Source organism: Microbacterium phyllosphaerae (assembly GCF_017876435.1).
Taxonomy (GTDB): Bacteria; Actinomycetota; Actinomycetes; order Actinomycetales; family Microbacteriaceae; genus Microbacterium; species Microbacterium phyllosphaerae.
In genome coordinates, this window is the sequence record NZ_JAGIOA010000001.1 from 1,677,688 (window position 1) to 1,696,501 (window position 18,814).

Annotated in this window: 17 protein-coding genes; 11 read left to right on the forward strand and 6 right to left on the reverse strand. The window is 68.6% G+C overall.

Translation table 11 applies throughout. The features are described 5' to 3' along the window. Positions 1 to 29: 29 nt before the first annotated feature. Both JOF42_RS07780 and JOF42_RS07785 read right to left on the reverse strand, forming a co-directional pair. On the reverse strand, positions 30 to 2,009 hold the full coding sequence (locus JOF42_RS07780) for a primary-amine oxidase (protein WP_210097339.1): 1,980 nt from the start codon (positions 2,007 to 2,009) through the stop codon (positions 30 to 32). Between the two features lie 120 nt (positions 2,010 to 2,129). Beyond that, positions 2,130 to 2,714, reverse strand: coding sequence for a TetR/AcrR family transcriptional regulator (locus JOF42_RS07785; protein ID WP_210097340.1), 585 nt, complete (start codon positions 2,712 to 2,714; stop codon positions 2,130 to 2,132). A gap of 66 nt (positions 2,715 to 2,780) precedes the next feature. On the opposite strand from JOF42_RS07785, the gene JOF42_RS07790 reads away from it, so the two are divergent. After that, positions 2,781 to 3,311, forward strand: coding sequence for a hypothetical protein (locus JOF42_RS07790; RefSeq protein ID WP_210097341.1), 531 nt, complete (start codon positions 2,781 to 2,783; stop codon positions 3,309 to 3,311). 33 nt (positions 3,312 to 3,344) lie between these two features. Here the strand turns inward: JOF42_RS07790 and JOF42_RS07795 are convergent, their stop codons facing one another. Further along, entirely contained in the window at positions 3,345 to 3,668 is a 324-nt protein-coding gene (locus JOF42_RS07795) for a DMT family transporter (protein ID WP_210097342.1), read from the reverse strand. Further along, a complete protein-coding gene (locus JOF42_RS07800; protein ID WP_210097343.1) occupies positions 3,665 to 4,036 on the reverse strand; it encodes a DMT family transporter in 372 nt (123 codons plus the stop codon). Before JOF42_RS07800 ends, JOF42_RS07795 begins: the two co-directional genes overlap by 4 nt. 201 nt (positions 4,037 to 4,237) lie before the next feature. Here JOF42_RS07800 and JOF42_RS07805 point away from each other — a divergent pair, with 201 nt between their 5' ends. Both JOF42_RS07805 and JOF42_RS07810 read left to right on the forward strand, forming a co-directional pair. Beyond that, positions 4,238 to 5,686, forward strand: a complete 1,449-nt coding sequence (locus JOF42_RS07805) for a glyceraldehyde-3-phosphate dehydrogenase (RefSeq protein WP_210097344.1) — start codon at positions 4,238 to 4,240, stop codon at positions 5,684 to 5,686. Between the two features lie 36 nt (positions 5,687 to 5,722). Continuing rightward, a complete protein-coding gene (locus JOF42_RS07810) occupies positions 5,723 to 6,769 on the forward strand; it encodes a winged helix DNA-binding domain-containing protein (RefSeq protein ID WP_210097345.1) in 1,047 nt (348 codons plus the stop codon). A gap of 38 nt (positions 6,770 to 6,807) precedes the next feature. Here the strand turns inward: JOF42_RS07810 and hisC are convergent, their stop codons facing one another. Beyond that, positions 6,808 to 7,911, reverse strand: a complete 1,104-nt coding sequence (gene hisC, locus JOF42_RS07815) for a histidinol-phosphate transaminase (RefSeq protein WP_210097346.1) — start codon at positions 7,909 to 7,911, stop codon at positions 6,808 to 6,810. Between the two features lie 127 nt (positions 7,912 to 8,038). Between hisC and JOF42_RS18190 the strand changes: the two genes are divergently transcribed. Genes JOF42_RS18190 through JOF42_RS07840 form a run of 5 tightly spaced genes read left to right on the forward strand, consistent with a single transcriptional unit; the run spans position 8,039 to position 13,129 of the window. Next, the gene (locus JOF42_RS18190; protein WP_210097347.1) at positions 8,039 to 9,007 is read left to right on the forward strand and encodes a PDR/VanB family oxidoreductase; all 969 of its coding nucleotides are present in this window, start codon (positions 8,039 to 8,041) and stop codon (positions 9,005 to 9,007) included. Positions 9,008 to 9,026: 19 nt separating this feature from the next. Continuing rightward, the gene (locus tag JOF42_RS07825) at positions 9,027 to 10,229 is read left to right on the forward strand and encodes an aromatic ring-hydroxylating dioxygenase subunit alpha (RefSeq protein WP_210097348.1); all 1,203 of its coding nucleotides are present in this window, start codon (positions 9,027 to 9,029) and stop codon (positions 10,227 to 10,229) included. 1 nt (position 10,230) lies between these two features. After that, complete coding sequence (locus tag JOF42_RS07830; protein WP_210097349.1) at positions 10,231 to 10,764, forward strand: hypothetical protein; 534 nt, start codon at positions 10,231 to 10,233, stop codon at positions 10,762 to 10,764. Further along, positions 10,761 to 11,939, forward strand: coding sequence for an amidohydrolase (locus tag JOF42_RS07835; RefSeq protein WP_210097350.1), 1,179 nt, complete (start codon positions 10,761 to 10,763; stop codon positions 11,937 to 11,939). The genes JOF42_RS07830 and JOF42_RS07835 overlap by 4 nt, the downstream gene beginning before the upstream one ends. After that, positions 11,936 to 13,129 carry a M20 metallopeptidase family protein gene (locus JOF42_RS07840; RefSeq protein ID WP_210097351.1) on the forward strand — a complete coding sequence of 398 codons (1,194 nt, stop codon included), beginning with the start codon at positions 11,936 to 11,938 and terminating at the stop codon, positions 13,127 to 13,129. The genes JOF42_RS07835 and JOF42_RS07840 overlap by 4 nt, the downstream gene beginning before the upstream one ends. 7 nt (positions 13,130 to 13,136) lie before the next feature. Here JOF42_RS07840 and JOF42_RS18195 read toward each other — a convergent pair whose 3' ends face one another. Further along, positions 13,137 to 13,865 (reverse strand): FadR/GntR family transcriptional regulator, encoded by a 729-nt coding sequence (locus tag JOF42_RS18195; RefSeq protein WP_210097352.1) that lies wholly within the window; start codon positions 13,863 to 13,865, stop codon positions 13,137 to 13,139. A 160-nt stretch (positions 13,866 to 14,025) separates the two neighbouring features. Between JOF42_RS18195 and JOF42_RS07850 the strand changes: the two genes are divergently transcribed. The 3 genes from JOF42_RS07850 to JOF42_RS07860 all read left to right on the forward strand — a co-directional run bounded on the left by JOF42_RS07850 (position 14,026) and on the right by JOF42_RS07860 (position 18,813). Next, on the forward strand, positions 14,026 to 15,693 hold the full coding sequence (locus JOF42_RS07850) for a thiamine pyrophosphate-dependent enzyme (RefSeq protein WP_210097353.1): 1,668 nt from the start codon (positions 14,026 to 14,028) through the stop codon (positions 15,691 to 15,693). A 1-nt stretch (position 15,694) separates the two neighbouring features. After that, positions 15,695 to 17,134 (forward strand): aldehyde dehydrogenase family protein, encoded by a 1,440-nt coding sequence (locus JOF42_RS07855; protein WP_210097354.1) that lies wholly within the window; start codon positions 15,695 to 15,697, stop codon positions 17,132 to 17,134. A 104-nt stretch (positions 17,135 to 17,238) separates the two neighbouring features. After that, complete coding sequence (locus JOF42_RS07860; protein ID WP_210097355.1) at positions 17,239 to 18,813, forward strand: ABC transporter substrate-binding protein; 1,575 nt, start codon at positions 17,239 to 17,241, stop codon at positions 18,811 to 18,813. The last annotated feature ends 1 nt before the right edge of the window (position 18,814 follow it).

An 18,814-nucleotide genomic window follows, 5' to 3' on the forward strand; every position in this document is an offset into this window, starting at 1 on the left:
GAGAGCGACGCCGTGAACCCGGGCTCGGGTCAGTGGCCGCAGGTGCAGGAGTCCGCTCCGCCGCAGCATCCGGTCGCTGCCGAGCCGCGCGCCTGAGATGACGGGGGCACGTCCATCGCGGGGTTCTGATCGAGGAAGCCGTTCGGCTTGAACCAGAATCCGGCATAGTCGACGGGCATGATCGGCCAGTCTTCCGGACGAGGGAAGTGGGTCAGCCCGAATGTGTGCCACAGCACGATGTCCTCGCCGTCGAGGGAGCGGTCGCCGGCGGAGTACTCGGGCAGACCGGATCCGCCCTGGTGCGCGTTGGGGTACCGACCGGCCGGCCAGTTCTGCCCCTGCTCGTGCTGCGTCGCCCACAGATGCTTGGTCGCGAAGGTCGCGCGCGCGGCGACCGACGACGAAGGATCGGCCATGAGCAGCGCCGTCGGCTCGGGGATCAGGTGGTACGCGGTGGGGCGTCCGACGTGGTTCGTCCTGGTCGTGCTCTGCACCTCCCAGGCGCGGGCGACCGAGGTGTCGGCTTCGCGCTGCGCCTCGAGCTCCGTGCGGAGCTGGGTCTCGGACCAGGTGAACGCATTGCCGAACGGATTCTCCGGACCCATCGGGATGCGCTGCGCGTCGATCTCGAAGAGGCGGTTCTCGTCGCCGTCGATCGCGACGTCGAGCCGCGCGCAGAACAGGTGCTGATGCACGGGGGCGAACACCCCGGGAGCGAGCTCGGTCGCGTGCTTCTGCCGCACACCGGGCTCGCCCGCGCCGGCGAAGACGACGCCGGTCGCCTTGGCCACGACCTCGATCGAGCCGTCGAGCGAGAAGTTCCAGTAGAAGCCGTAGTCGTAGTTGCCGATGGTCGAGAAGTACGAGATCACGAAGCGCCGCGAGCGGCGCACGTCCGAGCGCCCGGCGAGGTCGGTGTGCTTCCAGAGGATGCCGTAATCCTCCTCATGCATGCAGACGACGTTCGGGATGCGCACGGGGTTGCCGTGATCGTCGGCGACGTAGCCGTCGAGGTAGCGGATCACGCCCAGGCAGTCGCATCCGAGCTCGAGATGGTTCGCGTTCTTGCCGAGCAGGTACTCGCCCGCGTCGAAGTAGCTGATCCAGAATCTGCCGGGAGCGGTGTCGCCGTAGGGCACGACCATCTCGGGCACGCTCGCTCGGCTGAGCACCGAGCGTCCGTCGAAGGTGACGTCGTGCAGCACGAGACCTTCACGGGCGTTGAAGCTCACCCGCATCGACCAGTTCTCCCACTCGACGAGCGATCCGGTGACCGCGAAGCTCGGGCCCTCCGGTTGCGTGATCTCGATCGGCTTGAGGGTCGTGCGGGCCGCGCCCTGCACCTCGGAGTAGTAGTTTCCGTGGCCGGCCGGAACCGGCACGTCGCCCTCGTCATCGATGCGGATCACGCTGCCCGCGGTCAGGTCGATGTGCACGACGAGGCCTTCGACGGGATGCGCCCAGGGTGAGTCGTTCTCGTCGTACTTCAGGAAGGTGAGCGATCGGATCACTCGGCGGCCCACCTCGTCCGCCCGGCCGGTGTAGCCGGGAGCGAGAGGGCCGCAGAAGGCGAGCTCCATATGCTCTGCGAGACCGCGGCGCGTCATCGCGGCCTGCCATTCGGGGGAGGCCTTGACGATCTCCTCCGCGCGCCCGTACTCCTCGAACAGGTACTGCGGCTGTCCGTAGGGCGGGGCATCGTTCGGCACCCGTTCGGTGCGCAGCACCTCGCCGCGGGTGATCGAGACGATGACCTCGGTCGCTGCGCCCGTCGCCGTGTCGAGCAGTGTGGCGTCGATGCGTCGGTCGATCGGCGCGCCGGGCTTCCACGTCGCGAGTTCCTGCTTGGTGGGCTCGTCGGGCAGGAGCATCGGCACACGCACGGTCTCTCCGAGCAGGCCGGCGGATTCGAGCACGGCTCGGGCTGCGGCGATCTCCTCGCCGGTGAGCGGGTCGAGCGGGTGCGGCGTGGCGATCCGGTCGATCGTGACGGGCTGGGGGTGGGACATCGTCGTACCTCACTATTTCGAGCGAGTGCTCAATAAACGGATTGGCATGATGGTACGCCGATGTGGCCGAGGCGCACAAGAGCGTCGGGGAAGAGTGTTCCGGAGGGGGAGCGCGAGTGCTCAGGCCCGCCAGGGCGAGAGGATGCTGTCGAGCACCGCGAGGTGCGCCTCGGCGCCGTGGGGCTCGGTGACCTCCAGCACCTGCTGGCCGTAGGTGATCGATCGCAGCAGTGACATGAGCGCGTGCTTCGGTGTCGCGGGCGACAGCTCGCCGTCGGCGACGGCTTCGTCGAGCGACTCGCTGATGCCGTCCTGCCAGGTCGCGAACGTCGGTGAGCCCGCATCCGGGCTGGAGGCGAGTGCGGCGAGGCGGCCCCAGAAGCCGACCACCACGTACGCCTCGGTGCGGGTGCCGTCGTCGACGGGGAGTACCTCGCGCATGAGTGCGTCGAGTCTGGTCAGGCCGCGGAGTCCCATCGTCGCCGACCGGATGCGCTCGTCGGTGCGCCGGGTGATCTCCGCCGCGGCCGCGCGGACGACGTCGTCGAAGCCGTCGAAGTAGTGCCAGAGCGAGCCCGTCGCCACGCCGAGCTCCTTGGCCACTGCGCGCGAAGAGACCGCCTCGTGCCCGTCGCGTGCTGCCACGGCGAGGAGCGCCTCGGCGATCTGCCGGCGGCGCTCATCGTGATCGACGACACGGGGCACCCGCCCATCCTGTCGCATCCACCGGGGGTCTGGCTATTTTGAGCAACTGATCAATATGATGCGGGTGTGGATCCGCTCCTTCCGTCGGCGCCGTGGCTGATGGCGCTCGCTGCCATCGTCTCGGCCGCGGCGTGCGTCGCCGTCTGGCGCGACGTGCCGTGGCAGGGGAGACAGAGCGCGCTGATCATGGCGGCCGCGATGATCGTGATCGCGGTCACCGGGGGCGACGCGATGATCGGTCTGGCGCTCGGGGTCGTCCTTCTCGTGTCGGCGATGCTCGGCACAGCCGGTGTACGGGGCACGCCTGCCGCGGCGACGTGCTGTCACCGCGCCCTGGTGTCGCTCGTGATGGCGATCTGCTCGTTCGAGAGCCTGTCGACGGGCGAAGCGGTGGTCCAGGCGGGCGGACACGGCGGACACGGCCTGGACGGGCTTCTCTCCGCGCTCGTGATCATCGGAGTCGTCGGAGTGGTGCTCTGGACCGTCGTCGCCGAATGGGTGCTCGTGCCCGTGCATCAGGGGCGCACCGCCCGCCTGCTCGCGGTCGAGTCGTGGGCAATGGCTGCGGGAGTCACAGTGATGTGCCTGGGGTTCTGACGCGGCGCCGCGCATCGGCGCAGGATGGAAGCGTCAGTGCGTGCCGCCGAACTCGATCAGCACGACGCCGAGAGCGATCAGAGCGACGCCGATCGCCATCAGGACTGAGAAGTGATCCTTGAAGATCACTCGGCCCAGGATCGCCGTGATCGCGACACCGGCGGCGGCCCACACGCCGTAGGCCACGCCCACCGGCATCCCCATCGCGAGGATCGTGCCGAGCAGGGTGAACGCGGCGAGGTACCCGATTACGATCACCGGGATCCACCGGCGGCGGCGAAGGCCCTCCGAGGCACGAAGGCTGAGCGTCGCGGTGACTTCGCTCGCGATCGCGAGCGCGAGCAGCACCCAGGTCATGACGCAGCCTCCGGCGCGGACTCGCGCGCGTGGGATCCGAGCTCGACGAGCAGCACCCCGACGACGATCGCGCCTATCCCGATGATCTGCACCGGTCCCAGCAGCTCGCCGAAGAGCACCGTGCCCATGATCGCGGTGAGCACCACGCCGATCGCCGACCAGATGCCGTAGGCGACGCCCACCGGCATGCCGCGGTCGAGCACGATCGACAACAGCCACAGAGACCCCGTGTAGCCGATCACCACGGGGATCAGCCACAACGGATGCGAGACGCCCTCGGCGGCGCGGAGCGACAGTGTCGCCGACACCTCGAGGGCGATCGCGAGCAGCAACGGAGGCCATGCCGGCGGGCGGGAGCGGTCTGACATCGGGGGCCTTTCGACGCGGGGTGCGTGGGGGAGAACGCGTCGGATGCTCCCAGGATTCCCTGTCGTGCAGGTGAACGAGGAGGGCCGCGGACGATTTCGGTACACCGGCGCTCGGCGCGTACCCTGGACGCATCCCCCGAAGCTCACCCGGCAATCTCGCGCGCCGGCGACCTCGGCGCGCTCACACATGCAAGGACGCAGATGAACGTAACCGCCGCACCCCATGACGACTGGACGGCGAGCGAAGAGCTGGCCGAGCGGATGATCCCGCTCATCGGAGCGCTCAGGCGCGACCACGACGTGGTCACCTCACTGCACGGACACCGACTGCTCGGGCTCTCGGCCACGGGGATCGTCGAGGTGCACGATCGTGTCGCGCAGCTCGGGCACGGGCAGCTTCCCCTCGACGAGACGCTCGCTGTGCTCGAGGCGATCGCCGAGCTCGCGCCCGGGGCGTCGTCCCTCGATCTTGCGCGCCTGGTCGAGGGCCACGCCGACAGCGACCTGCCTCTCGACGTCTACCTCGCTGACGTGCTCGCCCCGGCGATCGGGGCTGTCGCGGCTGAGCCCACCGACGTCGTGCTCTACGGCTTCGGGCGCATCGGCCGGCTGCTCGCCCGCATCCTGATCGCGCACACCGGCGGCGGCAGCGGCCTGCGTCTGCGGGCGATCGTGGTGCGTCGTGGGTCGGACAACGATCTCGTCAAGCGCGCATCCCTCCTGCTGCGCGACTCGGTGCACGGTCGGTTCGCCGGTTCCGTCACCGTCGACGAGCAGGCCGATCAGATCATCGCGAACGGCACCCGCATCCAGGTCATCTACTCCGACGACCCCTCGGCGATCGACTACACCGCGTACGGCATCGACGACGCGATCGTCGTCGACAACACCGGGCGCTGGCGTGACGAGGCGGGCCTCAGCCGCCACCTCGAGTCGACCGGCGTCGCTCGCGTGCTGCTGACTGCGCCGGGCAAGGGCGCGCTGAAGAACATCGTGCACGGCATCAACGACGGCACCATCGACCCCGACGACCGCATCATCACCGCGGCGTCGTGCACCACGAACGCCATCACGCCGGTGCTCAAGGCGATCGACGAGGCGTACGGCATCGTCCGAGGTCACGTCGAGACGGTGCACTCGTTCACGAACGACCAGAACCTGATCGACAACTTCCACAGCGGTGACAGACGAGGTCGCTCGGCCGTGCTGAACATGGTGATCACCGAGACCGGAGCGGCCAAGGCCGTCGCCCGCGCGCTTCCCGAGCTCGAGGGCAAGCTCACCGGATCCGCGATCCGCGTGCCCACCCCCGACGTCTCTCTCGCCGTGCTGCACCTGAGCCTCGAGCGGCCCGCCGTGAAGGACGAGCTGAACGACTACCTGCGCCGGGTCTCGCTGCACTCGAAGCTGCGTCAGCAGATCGACTACGTGGAGAGTCCCGAGGTCGTCTCCACCGACTTCGTCGGCTCGCACCGTGCGGGGATCGTCGACGGACTCGCGACCATCGCGAACGACCGAGACGTCGTGCTGTACGTCTGGTACGACAACGAGTACGGGTACTCGTGCCAGGTGATCCGCGTGCTCGAGGTCATGGCGGGCTCGCACCCCGTCGTGCTGCCCGTGCGCCGAGAGGTGACGCTGCACAGCTGAGTGTGCGATGTCGGCGGTGCCCGGCATGATGAGGGCATGAAGACCGCGACTGTGCTCGCCGAGCGCCTCCGTTCGCATCGACTCAGTGCGCCGGCACGCACGGTGGTCGACGCCGCGTCGCACATGCTCGCGGTACAGAGCCAGGACTTCGTCGCGGGGCGCTGGGCTCTGGCCGCGCGCACTCGCGGTGAGCCGACGCGGAGTGCGGTCGATCGCGCCTTCGCTCGGGGCGAGCTGGTGCGGGCGTGGACCATGCGCGGCACGCTGCACATCATCCCCGCGCGCGACCTCCGCTGGGTGCTGTCGGTGACGGCGGATCGACAGCGCCAGCAGGCGGCGGGCAGGCGGCGTGATCTCGGCATCGAGGGGGAGATGGTGGCCGCGGTCGTGAAGGCCGTGGTGCCGCGACTCCGCGACGGCGGCCTGACACGGGCAGAGGTGTTCGAGGTGTTCTCCGGTATCGGCATCGACCCGAGCGGGCAGCGGGGCATCCACCTGCTGAGCGAGCTGACCCTCGACGGTCTGATCTGTCAGGGGCCGGTCGTCGAGCGAGACGGCGTGGGAAGGGAACAGCGTTTCGTGCTGGTCGAGCAGCACATCCGCGAACACTCGACGCCGGACGACCCGCTCGCCGAGCTGTTCGTCCGCTACGTCGACGGGCACGGTCCGGCCGGGGTCGCCGACTTCGCCTGGTGGTCCGGGCTCACCCTCGGGCAGGCGCGTGAGGCGCTCACCCGCGCACGCGGAAGAGTCGTGGAGATCGATGACGGGGTGTACGTCTCGACCGCCCGACCACGACGTTCTTCGGGCGCGGAGGGTGTGCTGGCGCTCGGAGCCTTCGACGAGTACTACATCTCGTACGCCGACCGCACGGCGGTCTGCGCCCCCGAGCATCTCGCGCTGGTCGGGCCGGGGAAGAACGGCATGGTGCGCGCGACGATCGTCTCGGACGGCCGGGTGGTCGGATGCTGGACGCACGCGAGCGCCTCACTCGGCACCCCGCCGGAGCTCTTCGCGCCGGGAGCCGACGAGGAAGCGGTGCGCAGGGCTCTCGCGCGGTTCACTCGCTTCCTCGACGGCTGACCCCTGACGCGTGGACGTCAGGGGTGGTCGGCCGCGACTCAGGCGACGGCGACGGAGACGGGGGAGACAAGCGCAGCGAGTTCCGGAGCCAGCGCGACGAGCAGGTCGTTCGCCTCTCGTTCTGCGATCGTCACGCGGAAGCCCTCGCCCGCGAACGGACGAACCAGCAGACCGTGACGCTCGAGCAGTTCGGCTGCGGCCGTGGTCGCATCGCCGAAAGGCACCCAGACGAAGTTCGCCTGGGTCTCGGGCAGGGCGATCCCGGCTGCCAGGAATGCCGCGACGACGCGCTCGCGTTCGGTGACGAGATCGGCGACGCGAGCCGAGAGCTCCTCTTCGGCGTGCAGCGAGGCGACGGCTGCCGCCTGGGCGAGATCTGTCACTCCGAACGGGATCGCGACCTTGCGCAGCGCGTTCGCGAGACGCTCCGGAGCGATCGCGTAGCCGATCCGCAGGCCGGCCAGGCCGTATGCCTTCGAGAACGTGTGAGCGACGGCGACGTTCGCGTAGCGGCGGAAGTACTCGATCCCCGAGGGTGAATCGGCACGCTCGTTGAAATGCACGTAGGCCTCGTCGATCACGACGGTGATGTCGCCCGGTACCGCATCGAGGAATGCGGTCAGCTCCTCGGCGCCGATGGTCGTGCCGGTCGGGTTGTTCGGGTTGCAGACGATGATGAGTCGTGTCCGATCGGTGATCGCCTCACGCATGGCGTCGAGATCGTGCCGGTGGTCGGTCGTGAGAGCGACGGCGACGGGGGTCGCGCCGGCCGCCCTGACCAGCATCGGGTAGGCCTCGAACGATCTCCACGCGAAAATGACCTCGTCGCCTTCACCGGCGGTCGCGCGCATCAGCTGCGACACGACCTCGACCGAGCCGCTGCCCAGCACGACGTTCGCCGGGGTGACGTCGAACCGCGCGCAGAGCATCGAGGTGAGCGCGGTGGCCGCGGTCTCGGGGTAGCGGTTGACGAGCGTGATGCGGTCGGCGATCGCACTGGCGACGGACGGCAGTGGCGGGTAGGGGTTCTCGTTCGACGACACCTTGTACACGGGAACCTCGGGCGCGGTGTGCGCCGTCGCCTTGCCCGGCTTGTAGTCCGGGATCGCGCTCAGATCCTCGCGCAGTCTCAACTCCGACATCCGTTCCGCCTTTCTCTCTTCGCCCGTTTGACAGTCCAGGGCGGGATTCATAGTATCGCAATTGACTATATCCATTGTTGTCAATTCGATCAGGGGTGATCGGAACGACGGAAGGAGTGGAACGACGGTGTCTCAGTTCGCGCCCGAGCTCTCCCCGCTGACCCTCGACCTCCGTGTCCGGGCGATGCGCTGGGAGGCGCAGGATGTGCTCTCTCTCGAGCTCGATGATCCGACCGGGGCTCTGCTCCCCGCATGGACTCCGGGCGCTCACATCGACCTGCGTTTCGCCAACGGCGTCGAGCGTCAGTACTCGCTGTGCTCCGACCCGGCCGAGCGCCGATTCTGGCGGGTCGCGGTGCTCTCCGAGACTCCGAGCCGCGGGGGGTCGCGTTACGTGCACCAGACGCTGCGTACAGGCGACCCGGTCACGGCCTCCGCCCCCATCAATCATTTCGAGCTCGGCGATGCGGCCTCCTTCGTGTTCGTCGCGGGCGGCATCGGCATCACGCCGATCCTGCCGATGATCGCCGAGGCCGAACGCCGGGGCGCGCCCTGGCGTCTGGCGTACCTGGGCACCCGTTCTGACGGCATGGCCTTCGCCGCCGCGCCCCATCTGACCGCAGAGAGCGCGCTGCTGGTCAGTCGTGATCGTGACGATCGTCTCGACCTCGCGGCGTGGATCGGCAGTGTGCCCGACGGCACCGGCGTGTATGCGTGCGGCCCCGCCCGCATGCTCGACGAGCTCGAATCCCTCAGCGCGACCTGGCCCCAGGGCGCCCTCCACCTCGAGCGCTTCCAGGCCAAGGTGTACGGGGAATCCCAGGGCGCGGACACGTTCGAGGTCGAGGCCAGTGCCTCGGGACTCATCGTCACCGTCGAGCGCGGCTGCAGCATCCTCGAGATGCTCGAACAGGCGGGGATCGGCGTACCGAGCTCGTGTCTCGAGGGCGTCTGCGGCACCTGCGAGACCACGGTGATCGACGGTGCCCCCGAGCACCGCGACTCGATCCTGACTCCGGACGAGCGGGAGAGCAACGAGACCATGATGATCTGCGTCTCCCGATCGCTCGACAGCAAGCTCGTCCTCGACATCTGACATCCGAAACGGAGACACCATGGACACCGGCACCGCATACGGCCTTCGCCTGGGCCAGCCCCTGAACGAGCTCGCGCAGGTGGGGCCAGGCACCCCCTACGGCGAGGTCCTGCGCCGCTACTGGCATCCGGTGGCGAAGGTCGAGGACGCGACGACGCGCCCGATCTCGCTGCGGGTACTCGGTGAGGAGCTCGTGCTCTTCCGCACGAGGAAAGGGAAACCCGGTCTCCTGCACCCTCGCTGCATCCACCGCGGAGCCTCGCTGTTCTACGGCGGGGTCGAAGACGAGGGCATCCGCTGCTGCTATCACGGCTGGGTCTTCGACACCGAGGGCCACTGCCTCGAGCAGCCCTGCGAACCCGACCTCGGGCTGCACCGCGATCGCGTGCGCCAGCCCTGGTACCCCGTCGAAGAGCAGTACGGACTGCTCTGGGCCTACATGGGTCCGCCCGACAGGAAGCCGGTTCTGCCTCGCTACGACACGCTCGAAGAACTCGCGCCCGGAGAGCAGCTGATCGTGAACGACCAGGGCGTCGGCGGCGGAGGCCCCGCGCAGCTCGACTTCAACTGGCTGCAGCACTGGGAGAACGTCATGGACCCCTTCCACGTGCCGATCCTGCACGCGCGCTTCAGCGGAAACCAGTTCACTCCCGAGATGGCGTTGATTCCGGAGGTCAGCTACGAGTACACCCCGCTGGGCGTGCGATCGATCCAGATGCGCGAGCTCGGCGACGGCCGCCAGCTGCGACGGGTCACCGAGGTGATCTTCCCGAACCTGCGCGTGGTGGCGAGCCCGAAGCTCAGCTCGGGGCAGACCAACATGATCGGATGGGTCGTGCCGATGGATGACACGAACTTCCGCATCTTCACGGTGGCACGGGACGAGGACTCCGACTTCCTCGCGAAACTGCGGTCCACGCACGAGGGCAAGCCCTGGAAGGAGCTCACGGAGCTCGAACACCAGCGACTCCCCGGCGACTATGAGGCGCAGAAGTCGCAGGGCTCGATCTCGCTGCACTCCGAGGACCACCTCACGACGACCGATCAGGGCATCGCGATGATCCGACGGATGATGGCGAAGCAGCACAGGGCGGTCGCCGGTGGCGGCGACCCGGTCGGCGTCTTCTTCGATGAGTCCGAGCGCCTGGTGCGTATCGAGGGAGGCAACTACTTCGAGGGTGAGGCGCACGCTCCGCTGCTCGCCGAGGCCGTGGACGACTGAGATGGCCAAGTACACGGCGCGCCCGCCGCGAGGCGATCGACCGCTGCTCGTGCTCGGCATCAGCGGCGTCGTGGTGCTCGAAGGAGAGGCTGCTGTACCCGTGTCCACGCATCATCTCTCGGCGTGGGGTCGCTGGGTGCGCGACGTGGCCATCCCGGACGCAGCCCCCGAGCGTCTGGCCGAACTCGCCGCGCGATTCGAGATCGTCTGGGCCTCGGAGTGGGGACACAACGCGCACACTGCTTTTCGCGACGCCCTCGATCTGCCGGATGAGCCCTGGCCGTTCCTGCCGGTGCAGTTCGACAAGCTGCGGATCATCCGCGAGTACGCCGGAGCGCTGCCCTGGGTGTGGGTGGACGACCCGATCGTCGACCTGCACGGCATCCCCGAGTGCACGGACGGAGTGATCGTGCGGGTGGACCCCGCCGACGGAATCGTGGGGATCGACCCCGACGATCTGTGGGAGCGGGTCGCGCAGCTGCCGCAACGCGACGATGCGGAGACCGAAGACACCGATGTGGGAGGGCGCGCATGACCGCGGACGTGGCGATCATCGGCGGGAGGGTCGTGACCGGGCTCGGCGACGACATCGAGGGTGCGACCGTGCTCGTGCAGGGCGGCCGCATCAGCGGCGTCGGCATCGATGTCGAGGTGCCGGACGATGTGCGCACGATCGACGCCTCCGGTGCCTGGGTGCTCCCCGGGCTCATCGATGCGCACAGCCACATCGGCGCGCACGAGGAGGCGAACGGGGCAGCGGGATTCGACGGCAGCGAGGTGACGTCGCCCAACACGGCGGGAGTGCGGGCGATCGACGCGATCAACATCGAGGACATCGCCTTCCGTGATGCTCTGGCCGGGGGAGTGACGACCGTGGTCGTCAAACCGGGATCGGGCAATCCGATCGGCGGGCAGAGCGTGGCGATCAAGACCGGCGGAGGTCCCACGGTCGATGCCCGCGTGGTGCGTGCCGACGTCAGCGTGAAGTCGGCTCTCGGTGAGAACCCGAAGGAGACCTACGGCAAACGCTCGCAGATGCCGGCGACCCGACTCGGTATCGCCTATGTCATCCGTCAGGCCCTCCTGGATGCCCAGGACTATGCGGTGCGCCGTGCGAAAGCCGGGGACGACGGCACGCCGTTCGCCCGCGATCTCGGCAAGGAGGCGTTGGTGCGCGCCCTCTCTGGCGAGCTCAGCTGGGACCAGCACGTGCATCGTCATGACGACATCGCGACGGCGCTGCGGATCGCGGACGAGTTCGGGCTCCGGCTCGTGCTCAACCACGGCACCGAGGCACATAAGCTCGCCGAGGTGCTGGCCGAGCGCGATGTGCCGGTGATCTTCGGCCCGATCCTGTCGAGCCGTTCGAAGGTCGAGGTGCGCGAGGCGGATCCCTCGAACCTCGCCACGATCGCCGCCGCGGGAGTGCGCATCGCGTTGACCACGGACCATCCGGTCGTGCCGATCGGACACCTCGCGCTGCAGGCCGCTGTCGCGGTGCGGGCCGGTCTTCCGCGGGCCGCGGCCATCGCCGCGATGACGTCGTCTGCAGCCGAGATCGTGCGCATCGATGACCGCACCGGGGCGCTCGATGTCGGCCGCGACGGCGACGTCGTCATCTGGTCGGGTGACCCGTTGGACGTGGCCTCGCGGGTGCTGAGGGTGTTCATCGACGGCGTCGAGGTGCACGCCGCGGAGGCCGGCGGATGAGCTCACTCCGCGAGGATGCCGCGGTCCTCCAGCCGGATCTCGTCGCGCTGCGGCGACGACTGCACGCGCACCCCGAAGTGGGCTTCGCGCTGCCTGAGACGCAGCGGACCGTCCTCGACGCTCTTGCGCCGCTCGGGCTGGACATCACCACGGGCAGCGATCTCGGTTCGGTGACCGCCGTGCTGCAGGGTGCATCGGAGGGGCCGTCGGTGCTGCTGCGTGGGGACATGGATGCGCTCGCGATCGTCGAGCAGACCGGACTGCCTTATGCGTCGACGAACGGTGCCATGCACGCATGCGGGCACGATCTGCACATCGCAGGGCTCGTCGGCGCGGCACGACTGCTGGCGAGCAGACGTGAGCAGATCTCGGGCTCCGTGGTCTTCATGTTCCAACCGGGCGAGGAGGCGGGCGGCGGCGCGCCGCTCATGATCCGTGACGGCGTGCTGGATGCGGCGGGGTCGCGTGTCGCGGCCGCCTACGGCATCCATGTCATGCCCGGAATGCCCGGTGTCTTCCAGACGAGGGCAGGAGGGTTGATGGCGAGCGCGAACTCGGTGCGCATCCGAGTCAGAGGTCAGGGCGGTCATGGATCCAGGCCCTATCAGGCTGTGGATCCGGTGCCGGTCGTCGCCGAGATCGTCCTCGCGCTGCAGGCATGGGTGACGCGCGGGTTCGACGTGTTCGACCCGGTCGTGCTCACGGTGACGCAGTTGCACGCGAGCGAGGTGATCAACGTCATCCCCGATGAGGCGGGGCTGGGGGCCACACTGCGAACGGTCTCGGGCGACGCCGTGGTGAGAGCCCAACGCGAGATCCCGGTGCTGGCGTCGCGCATCGCGGCGGCGCATGGGTGCTCAGCGGTGACAGAGGTGATCGTGGGGTATCCGGTGACCGTGAACAGCGCTCCGGAGGCTGCGGGCGCGATCGATGCTCTCGGCGCCGAGTTCGGGCACGACCGCGTCGAGCGATTGGCCGCTGCGGTCATGGCCTCGGAGGACTTCTCGTTCGTGCTCGCCGAGGTGCCGGGTGCCTTCGTGTTCCTGGGGGCGACGCCTGCGGGGATCGATCCGGCCGACGCCGAGATGAACCACTCGCCACGAGCGGTGTTCGACGACGGGGTGCTGGGAGATCAGGCAGCCGCGCTCGCCGCTCTGGCGCTGCGCCACGTCGGCACCGAGGCGCAGTAGCTCGCGGTCAGCGCCCGAGCGTGCGGTGGTCGAGTACGGCCTTGCGGCCGGCTTCGACATCGCCTGAGCGGATGGCTTCGACCAGCGCGGTGTGGATGTGCAGACGCTCGTCGGTGTCGGGGCGGAACCCCGGTACAGACAGGTCGGCGTCGTCGGTGCTTCCGCTGGTCTCGCCCTCGATGTAGTCGACGAGGTTGAGGTAGAACGTGCGGAGCACCGCGTTCGGTGAGATCTCCGCGATTCGCCGGTGCAGGCGCCAGTTGCCGTGCAGACCTTCGACAGGGTCGTGCCAGTGGTCGGCGATCTCGGCCATCAGCGCATCGAGGTCGGCGATGTCGGCGTCGGTGCGATGCACGACGGCATCGCCCATGACGGCCTCGTCCAGAGCGTCGAGCACCTTGACCACATCGTGCACGGGGGCGCCGGTCTGGCGGAGCCGCAGCACGCTGTGGGCGAGTCGGATGAGAGGCGACTGGTCGGCGACGAAGATGCCGCCGCCGGGGCCGGGGCGGAGGTCGACGGAACCGCGGGCTCGGAGCACGCGGAGGGCCTCTCCGAGGGTGGCGGGCGCGACGCCGAACTGCTCGCACAGCTCCTGCCTCGTGCCGATCCGGTGGCCGGGGGAGAGCTCCTCGGCCTTGATCATGGCCTCGACCTCGCTGACGACCCTGTCTGCCACGGACTGTGCCGGCGCGACACGCTGGAAGGTGCGTGCGTCGTCCTGGGTGTTGGCCACGGTTGTCCTTCGGTCGAGGTCGGGGAGGTGGAGCGGATCCTTCACATCCTAGGGAGCGCGTGACGCGGCGAGGGTGTGACACGAGGGAAATCTGCTATTTGCAGTAATTGAATGTATCTAATACAGTCAATCTCGCAATGCTGCTCATGAGAGGAACCAGATGACCGACCCCACCGGTGGCGATCTGCTCGCCGTCTCCCTGATCAATCAGGGCGTCTCGACGATCTTCGGCATTCCGGGCGTGCAGCTCGATGCCGCCGCAGACGCGCTCCAGTCCCGTACCGACCAGGTCGACTTCATCTGCGCACGCAACGAGCAGGCGACGACCTATATGGCAGACGGCTATGCGCGCAGCACCGGAGAGGTCGGCGTCGCGATGGTCGTCCCCGGCCCCGGAGTGCTCAACGCCCTGTCGGGTGTCGCGACCGGTTACTCGGCGAACTCGCCGATGCTCCTGATCGCCGGACAGATCGACTCGAAGGCGATCGGTCGCGGACTCGGCGCTCTGCACGAGCTGCCGGACCAGACCGGTATCCTCGAGCGCCTGACCAAATGGACGGGTACAGCCCGTTCGGCCGACGAGATCCCCGGACTCGTGCGTGAGGCATTCGTGCAGCTGCGCAGCGGCCGCCCGCGTCCCGTCGCCATCGAGGTGCCGCCGGATGTGCTCGCCGCCACGTCGCGGGCCGTCGCCGCCGAGAACGTCGCCGCCGCCCCACTCGTGCCGGACGAGCAGCAGATCCGGGCCGCGGCGGCCCTGCTCGCCGCCGCCGAGCGTCCGATGATCGTGGTCGGAGGTGGAGTGCTCGCCTCGAACGCGTCCGTCGCGCTGCAGGCGCTCGCCGAAGCGCTCGAGGCCCCGGTGCTGATGACCGAGAACGGGCGCGGTGCGCTCGACGCCCGCCACCGTCTCGCCTTCGACTCGCTCGCGCTCCGCGCCTTCCGCCAGGACGCCGACCTCGTACTCGCCGTCGGCACGCGCTTCGTCTCGACGTTCGGCACGCAGGTCGACACCAACGGTGCTCCGGTGATCCTCATCAACGCCGAGGAAGCCGATCTCGGCGCCCCTCGCGCCGCCGTGCAGAAGCTCCACGCCGATGCCCGCCTCGCACTCTCAGCGCTCGCCGCAGAGGTCGGGCGGCCGACCCGCGGCTCTCGCGAGAGCGAATTCGCCCGTGTGCGTTCGTGGCTCGGCGAGCAGTTCGACGACATCGCTCCGCAGCGGGAGTACCTCTCGACGATCCGCGCCGCGCTGCCCGACGACGGCGTCTTCGTCAGTGAGTTCACGCAGGTGGGCTACGCGGCCAGCGCCTGCTACCCGGCGTACCAGCCGCGCACCTACATCGGCCCGGGGTACCAGGGCACCCTGGGCTACGGTTTCGCGACGGCCCTCGGCGTCAAGGCAGCAGACCCGTCGAGGGCGGTCGTCTCCGTGAACGGAGACGGCGGGTTCTCGTGGACGCTCCAGGAGCTCTCCACCGCCAAACGCTACGGCCTCGGGCTCGTGACGATCGTCTTCCACGACGGGTTCTACGGCAACGTGCGTCGCATCCAGAAGAACCGTTACGGCGCACGCTACTTCGCGAGCGATCTGACGAACCCCGACTACGGGGTGCTCGCCGACGCGTTCGGCATCCGCTCCGCTCAGGCGTTCACCCCGCAGGAGCTCGCCGGCGTGCTCGCCGACGCGATCCCCGCGAACGAGCCGATCCTGATCAACGTCCCGGTGGGGGAGTTCCCCTCTCCGTGGCATCTCATCCACGAGGGCGTGCCGCGCCCCGCGCCCCTCGCTCCGGGGTCGCACCTGATCGAACGGGCAGGGGTCTGACATGATCATCGGCCACGACATCGCAGGCATCAGAGAGGATGCCGCAGGGCGCGCCTCGATCGATGTCGTCGATCCGGCGGACGGCACCGTGATCGGTGCCGTCGTGGCGGGTGATGCTGCGGACGTGGACCGGGCGGTGGCGGCGGCCACGACCGCGTTCGGCCCTTGGTCGACCACACCGATGTCAGAGCGGATCGCTCATGTCGAGGCGATCGCCGCGGGGCTCGACCGTCACCGCGAGCGACTCGCCGCGACACTCAGTGCCGAGATGGGGTCGCCGATCGCTTTCGCGCGAGCGGCGCAGGTCGGGGTCGCGATCGCCGATCTCGCGCAGCTCGTCGATGCGGCACGCATGCATGTCGAGCGCGAGTCCGTCTCGAACTCGCTCGTCATCGCCGAGCCGGTCGGCGTGGTCGCCGCGATCACGCCGTGGAACTTCCCTCTGCACCAGATCATGCTCAAGGTCGGTGCGGCGATCCTCGCCGGGTGCACCGTCGTGCTCAAGCCGAGTGAGGTCGCGCCCCTCAACGCTGCGATCGTGGGGGAGATCCTCCGCGAGATCGCGCTGCCGGCGGGTGTCGTGAACATCGTCCACGGTGACGGGGTGGGGGTCGGCGCTCCGCTGGTCTCCCACCCCGGCGTCGACATGGTGACGTTCACCGGATCTCGCGTGGTCGGGGAGAGTGTCGCCAGAGAGGCGGCCGCGACCATCAAGAAGGTCGCGCTGGAGTTGGGCGGCAAGTCGGCGGCCATCGTGCTCGACGACGCGCCGCTCGAGGACTCGGTGCGGTCGGTGCTCGCCTCCTGTTTCGCCAACGCCGGACAGACCTGCGCCGCACAGACTCGGGTGCTGGTGCCTGAGCAGTTGGTCGAGGCATGGCAGGCCGCCGCCGTCGAGGTCGCGGCGGGCTGGGCTCCCGGTGACCCGAAGGACGAGGGCACGGCGACGGGCCCCGTGGCATCGACGCTGCAGCGCGATCGCGTGCAGGCTCACATCGCGACAGCGATCATGCAGGGCGCACGCGTGTTGACCGGCGGCCTCGATATCGTCGAACCGACGGCAGGCGGCGCCTATGTGCAGCCCACGATCTTCACCGATGTGACACCCGAGATGCAGATCTTCCACGAGGAGGTCTTCGGACCGGTGCTCACGATCACCTCGTACGCCACGATCGATGAGGCTGTCGATCTGGCGAACGACAGTGTGTACGGGCTGTCGGGTGGCGTCTGGTCGAGTGACCCTCGACGCGCCCTCGATGTCGCTCTGCGCATGCGAACGGGCACCGTCGGCATCAACGGCGCGGGACTCGACGTGGGTGCGCCCTTCGGGGGGTACAAACAGTCGGGGATCGGCCGGGAGTGCGGCGTTCACGGCTTCGAGGAGTTTCTCGAACTCAAGTCGGTGATGGGCGCTGCTGCCCTCATCGGCGACGACTCGTGATCAGTTACATACCCGAAACACCGCTGACACGAACCTATAAAAAGTAATTCATAACATTCAATTGGGTTGAACCGCACCCCGCGGAACCCGTGAGAGAGGACACCATGAGACGCAGCATTGTCGCCGCGGCCGCCGTCGGCGTGACGGCCCTTGCCCTGTCCGGTTGTGCCGCAACGGCGCAGCCCGGGGGAGAGGGGCCGCAGACGATCAAGCTCGCCGTGCAGTCGGATCCAGGAACGCTGAACCCCATCACGAACGCGACGAACGCCAGTGAGTCCGTGTCCACGTTCGGATACGAGTCGCTGCTCTTCTACCCGACGGGAGCAGAGCCGAAGGGGCTGCTCGCGGACTCGTGGGAGGCCACCACCACCACCGTCCAGTTCACTCTGAAAGACGGCATCCTCTGCGTCGACGGCGAACCGCTCACCGCGACCGACGTGAAGTCGACATTCGAGTACGCCGCGGCCGATGAGACGGGCTCTCCGTACAAGGGCGTCTACTTCCCTGCGGAGGGGCTGACGATCGAGGCGGATGACGCCGCGAACACGGTGACGTTCACGAGTGCGAACGCCCAGAGCTTCCTCGCGGAGACCATCGGCGCGCTGCCGATCGTGTGCGCCTCCGGACTCGCCGACCCCTCGGTGCTCGACACCGAGCTGCACGGCACGGGTGCCTACTCGCTCGAGGACTCGTCTCCTGGACAGTCCTACACGTTCGCGCTGCGCGACGACTACGCGTGGGGCGTCGACGACACGACGAGCAAGACCGAGGGTCTTCCCGCCACTGTCGAGGTGTCGATCATCGAGAGCGACTCGACGGCGGCGAACCTGCTGCAGACCGGCGAGGCGAACATCGCCGAGGTCGGCGGCAGCGAGCGTGATCGTCTCGGATCGACCGACTTCGCGACAGAGCTCGAGGTGCCGCTGCGACCCGGTCTGATCTTCTTCAACCAGGCCGAGGGACGTGTCGGCCACGACCTCGCCGTGCGTGAGGCGCTCGCTCAGGCTGTCGACCGCGAGGCCGTCGGCCCCGTCGCGTCCGCAGGACGCGGAGAGCAGATCACGACACTCGTGTCGGAGTTCGGCGCCGCGTGCACGACCATGGACAGCTCGTCGGCGATCCCGTCGTACGACGTCGAGGCGGCCGCGGCCGCACTCGACGAGGCCGGCTGGGTCGAGGGTGCCGACGGCATCCGCGCGAAAGACGGCAAGCCGCTCTCCATCCTGATGCTCTACCCGGCGTCGGAGAGCCAGGGAGTCACCGCGGCGATCGAGCTGCTGCAGACCGAGTTCGCCAAGATCGGTGTCGACGCGAAGCCGACCCCCTCGGCCGCGTACACCGACGTCATCTTCTCGGGTGGCGACTGGGACATCGTCTGGGCGCCGATCTTCACGAGTCTGCCGAGCGACTGGGCGGGAATCCTCGGAGGCGACTTCCCGCCGAACGGCGGCAACTGGACCTACAACGCCAACCAGGAGTACTTCGACCTGGTGGGCGAGGCTCAGGCACTCGCCGGCGCCGACTCGTGCGACGCGTGGCAGGCGGCGCAGGACTCGCTCTTCAGCAACCTCGAGGTGCTGCCGGTCTACTCGTCGACGTCGACCTTCTACGGCGTGGGAGTGGAGTTCGGGATGTCGAAGAGCATCCTCGCTCCCACCACGATCCGCGTGACAGAGTGAC

What these genes read in the sequence shown, in the direction of transcription:
- hisC (WP_210097346.1), bottom strand. Translation starts at nt 7,911, where the DNA reads ATGTCGGAGTTGAGACTGCGCGAGGATCTGAGCGCGATCCCGGACTAC.
- JOF42_RS07840 (WP_210097351.1), top strand. Translation starts at nt 11,936, where the DNA reads ATGAGCTCACTCCGCGAGGATGCCGCGGTCCTCCAGCCGGATCTCGTC.
- JOF42_RS07780 (WP_210097339.1), bottom strand. Translation starts at nt 2,009, where the DNA reads ATGTCCCACCCCCAGCCCGTCACGATCGACCGGATCGCCACGCCGCAC.
- JOF42_RS07850 (WP_210097353.1), top strand. Translation starts at nt 14,026, where the DNA reads ATGACCGACCCCACCGGTGGCGATCTGCTCGCCGTCTCCCTGATCAAT.
- JOF42_RS07825 (WP_210097348.1), top strand. Translation starts at nt 9,027, where the DNA reads ATGGACACCGGCACCGCATACGGCCTTCGCCTGGGCCAGCCCCTGAAC.
- JOF42_RS07795 (WP_210097342.1), bottom strand. Translation starts at nt 3,668, where the DNA reads ATGACCTGGGTGCTGCTCGCGCTCGCGATCGCGAGCGAAGTCACCGCG.
- JOF42_RS07830 (WP_210097349.1), top strand. Translation starts at nt 10,231, where the DNA reads ATGGCCAAGTACACGGCGCGCCCGCCGCGAGGCGATCGACCGCTGCTC.
- JOF42_RS07800 (WP_210097343.1), bottom strand. Translation starts at nt 4,036, where the DNA reads ATGTCAGACCGCTCCCGCCCGCCGGCATGGCCTCCGTTGCTGCTCGCG.
- JOF42_RS07810 (WP_210097345.1), top strand. Translation starts at nt 5,723, where the DNA reads ATGAAGACCGCGACTGTGCTCGCCGAGCGCCTCCGTTCGCATCGACTC.
- JOF42_RS07855 (WP_210097354.1), top strand. Translation starts at nt 15,695, where the DNA reads ATGATCATCGGCCACGACATCGCAGGCATCAGAGAGGATGCCGCAGGG.
- JOF42_RS07805 (WP_210097344.1), top strand. Translation starts at nt 4,238, where the DNA reads ATGAACGTAACCGCCGCACCCCATGACGACTGGACGGCGAGCGAAGAG.
- JOF42_RS07860 (WP_210097355.1), top strand. Translation starts at nt 17,239, where the DNA reads ATGAGACGCAGCATTGTCGCCGCGGCCGCCGTCGGCGTGACGGCCCTT.
- JOF42_RS07835 (WP_210097350.1), top strand. Translation starts at nt 10,761, where the DNA reads ATGACCGCGGACGTGGCGATCATCGGCGGGAGGGTCGTGACCGGGCTC.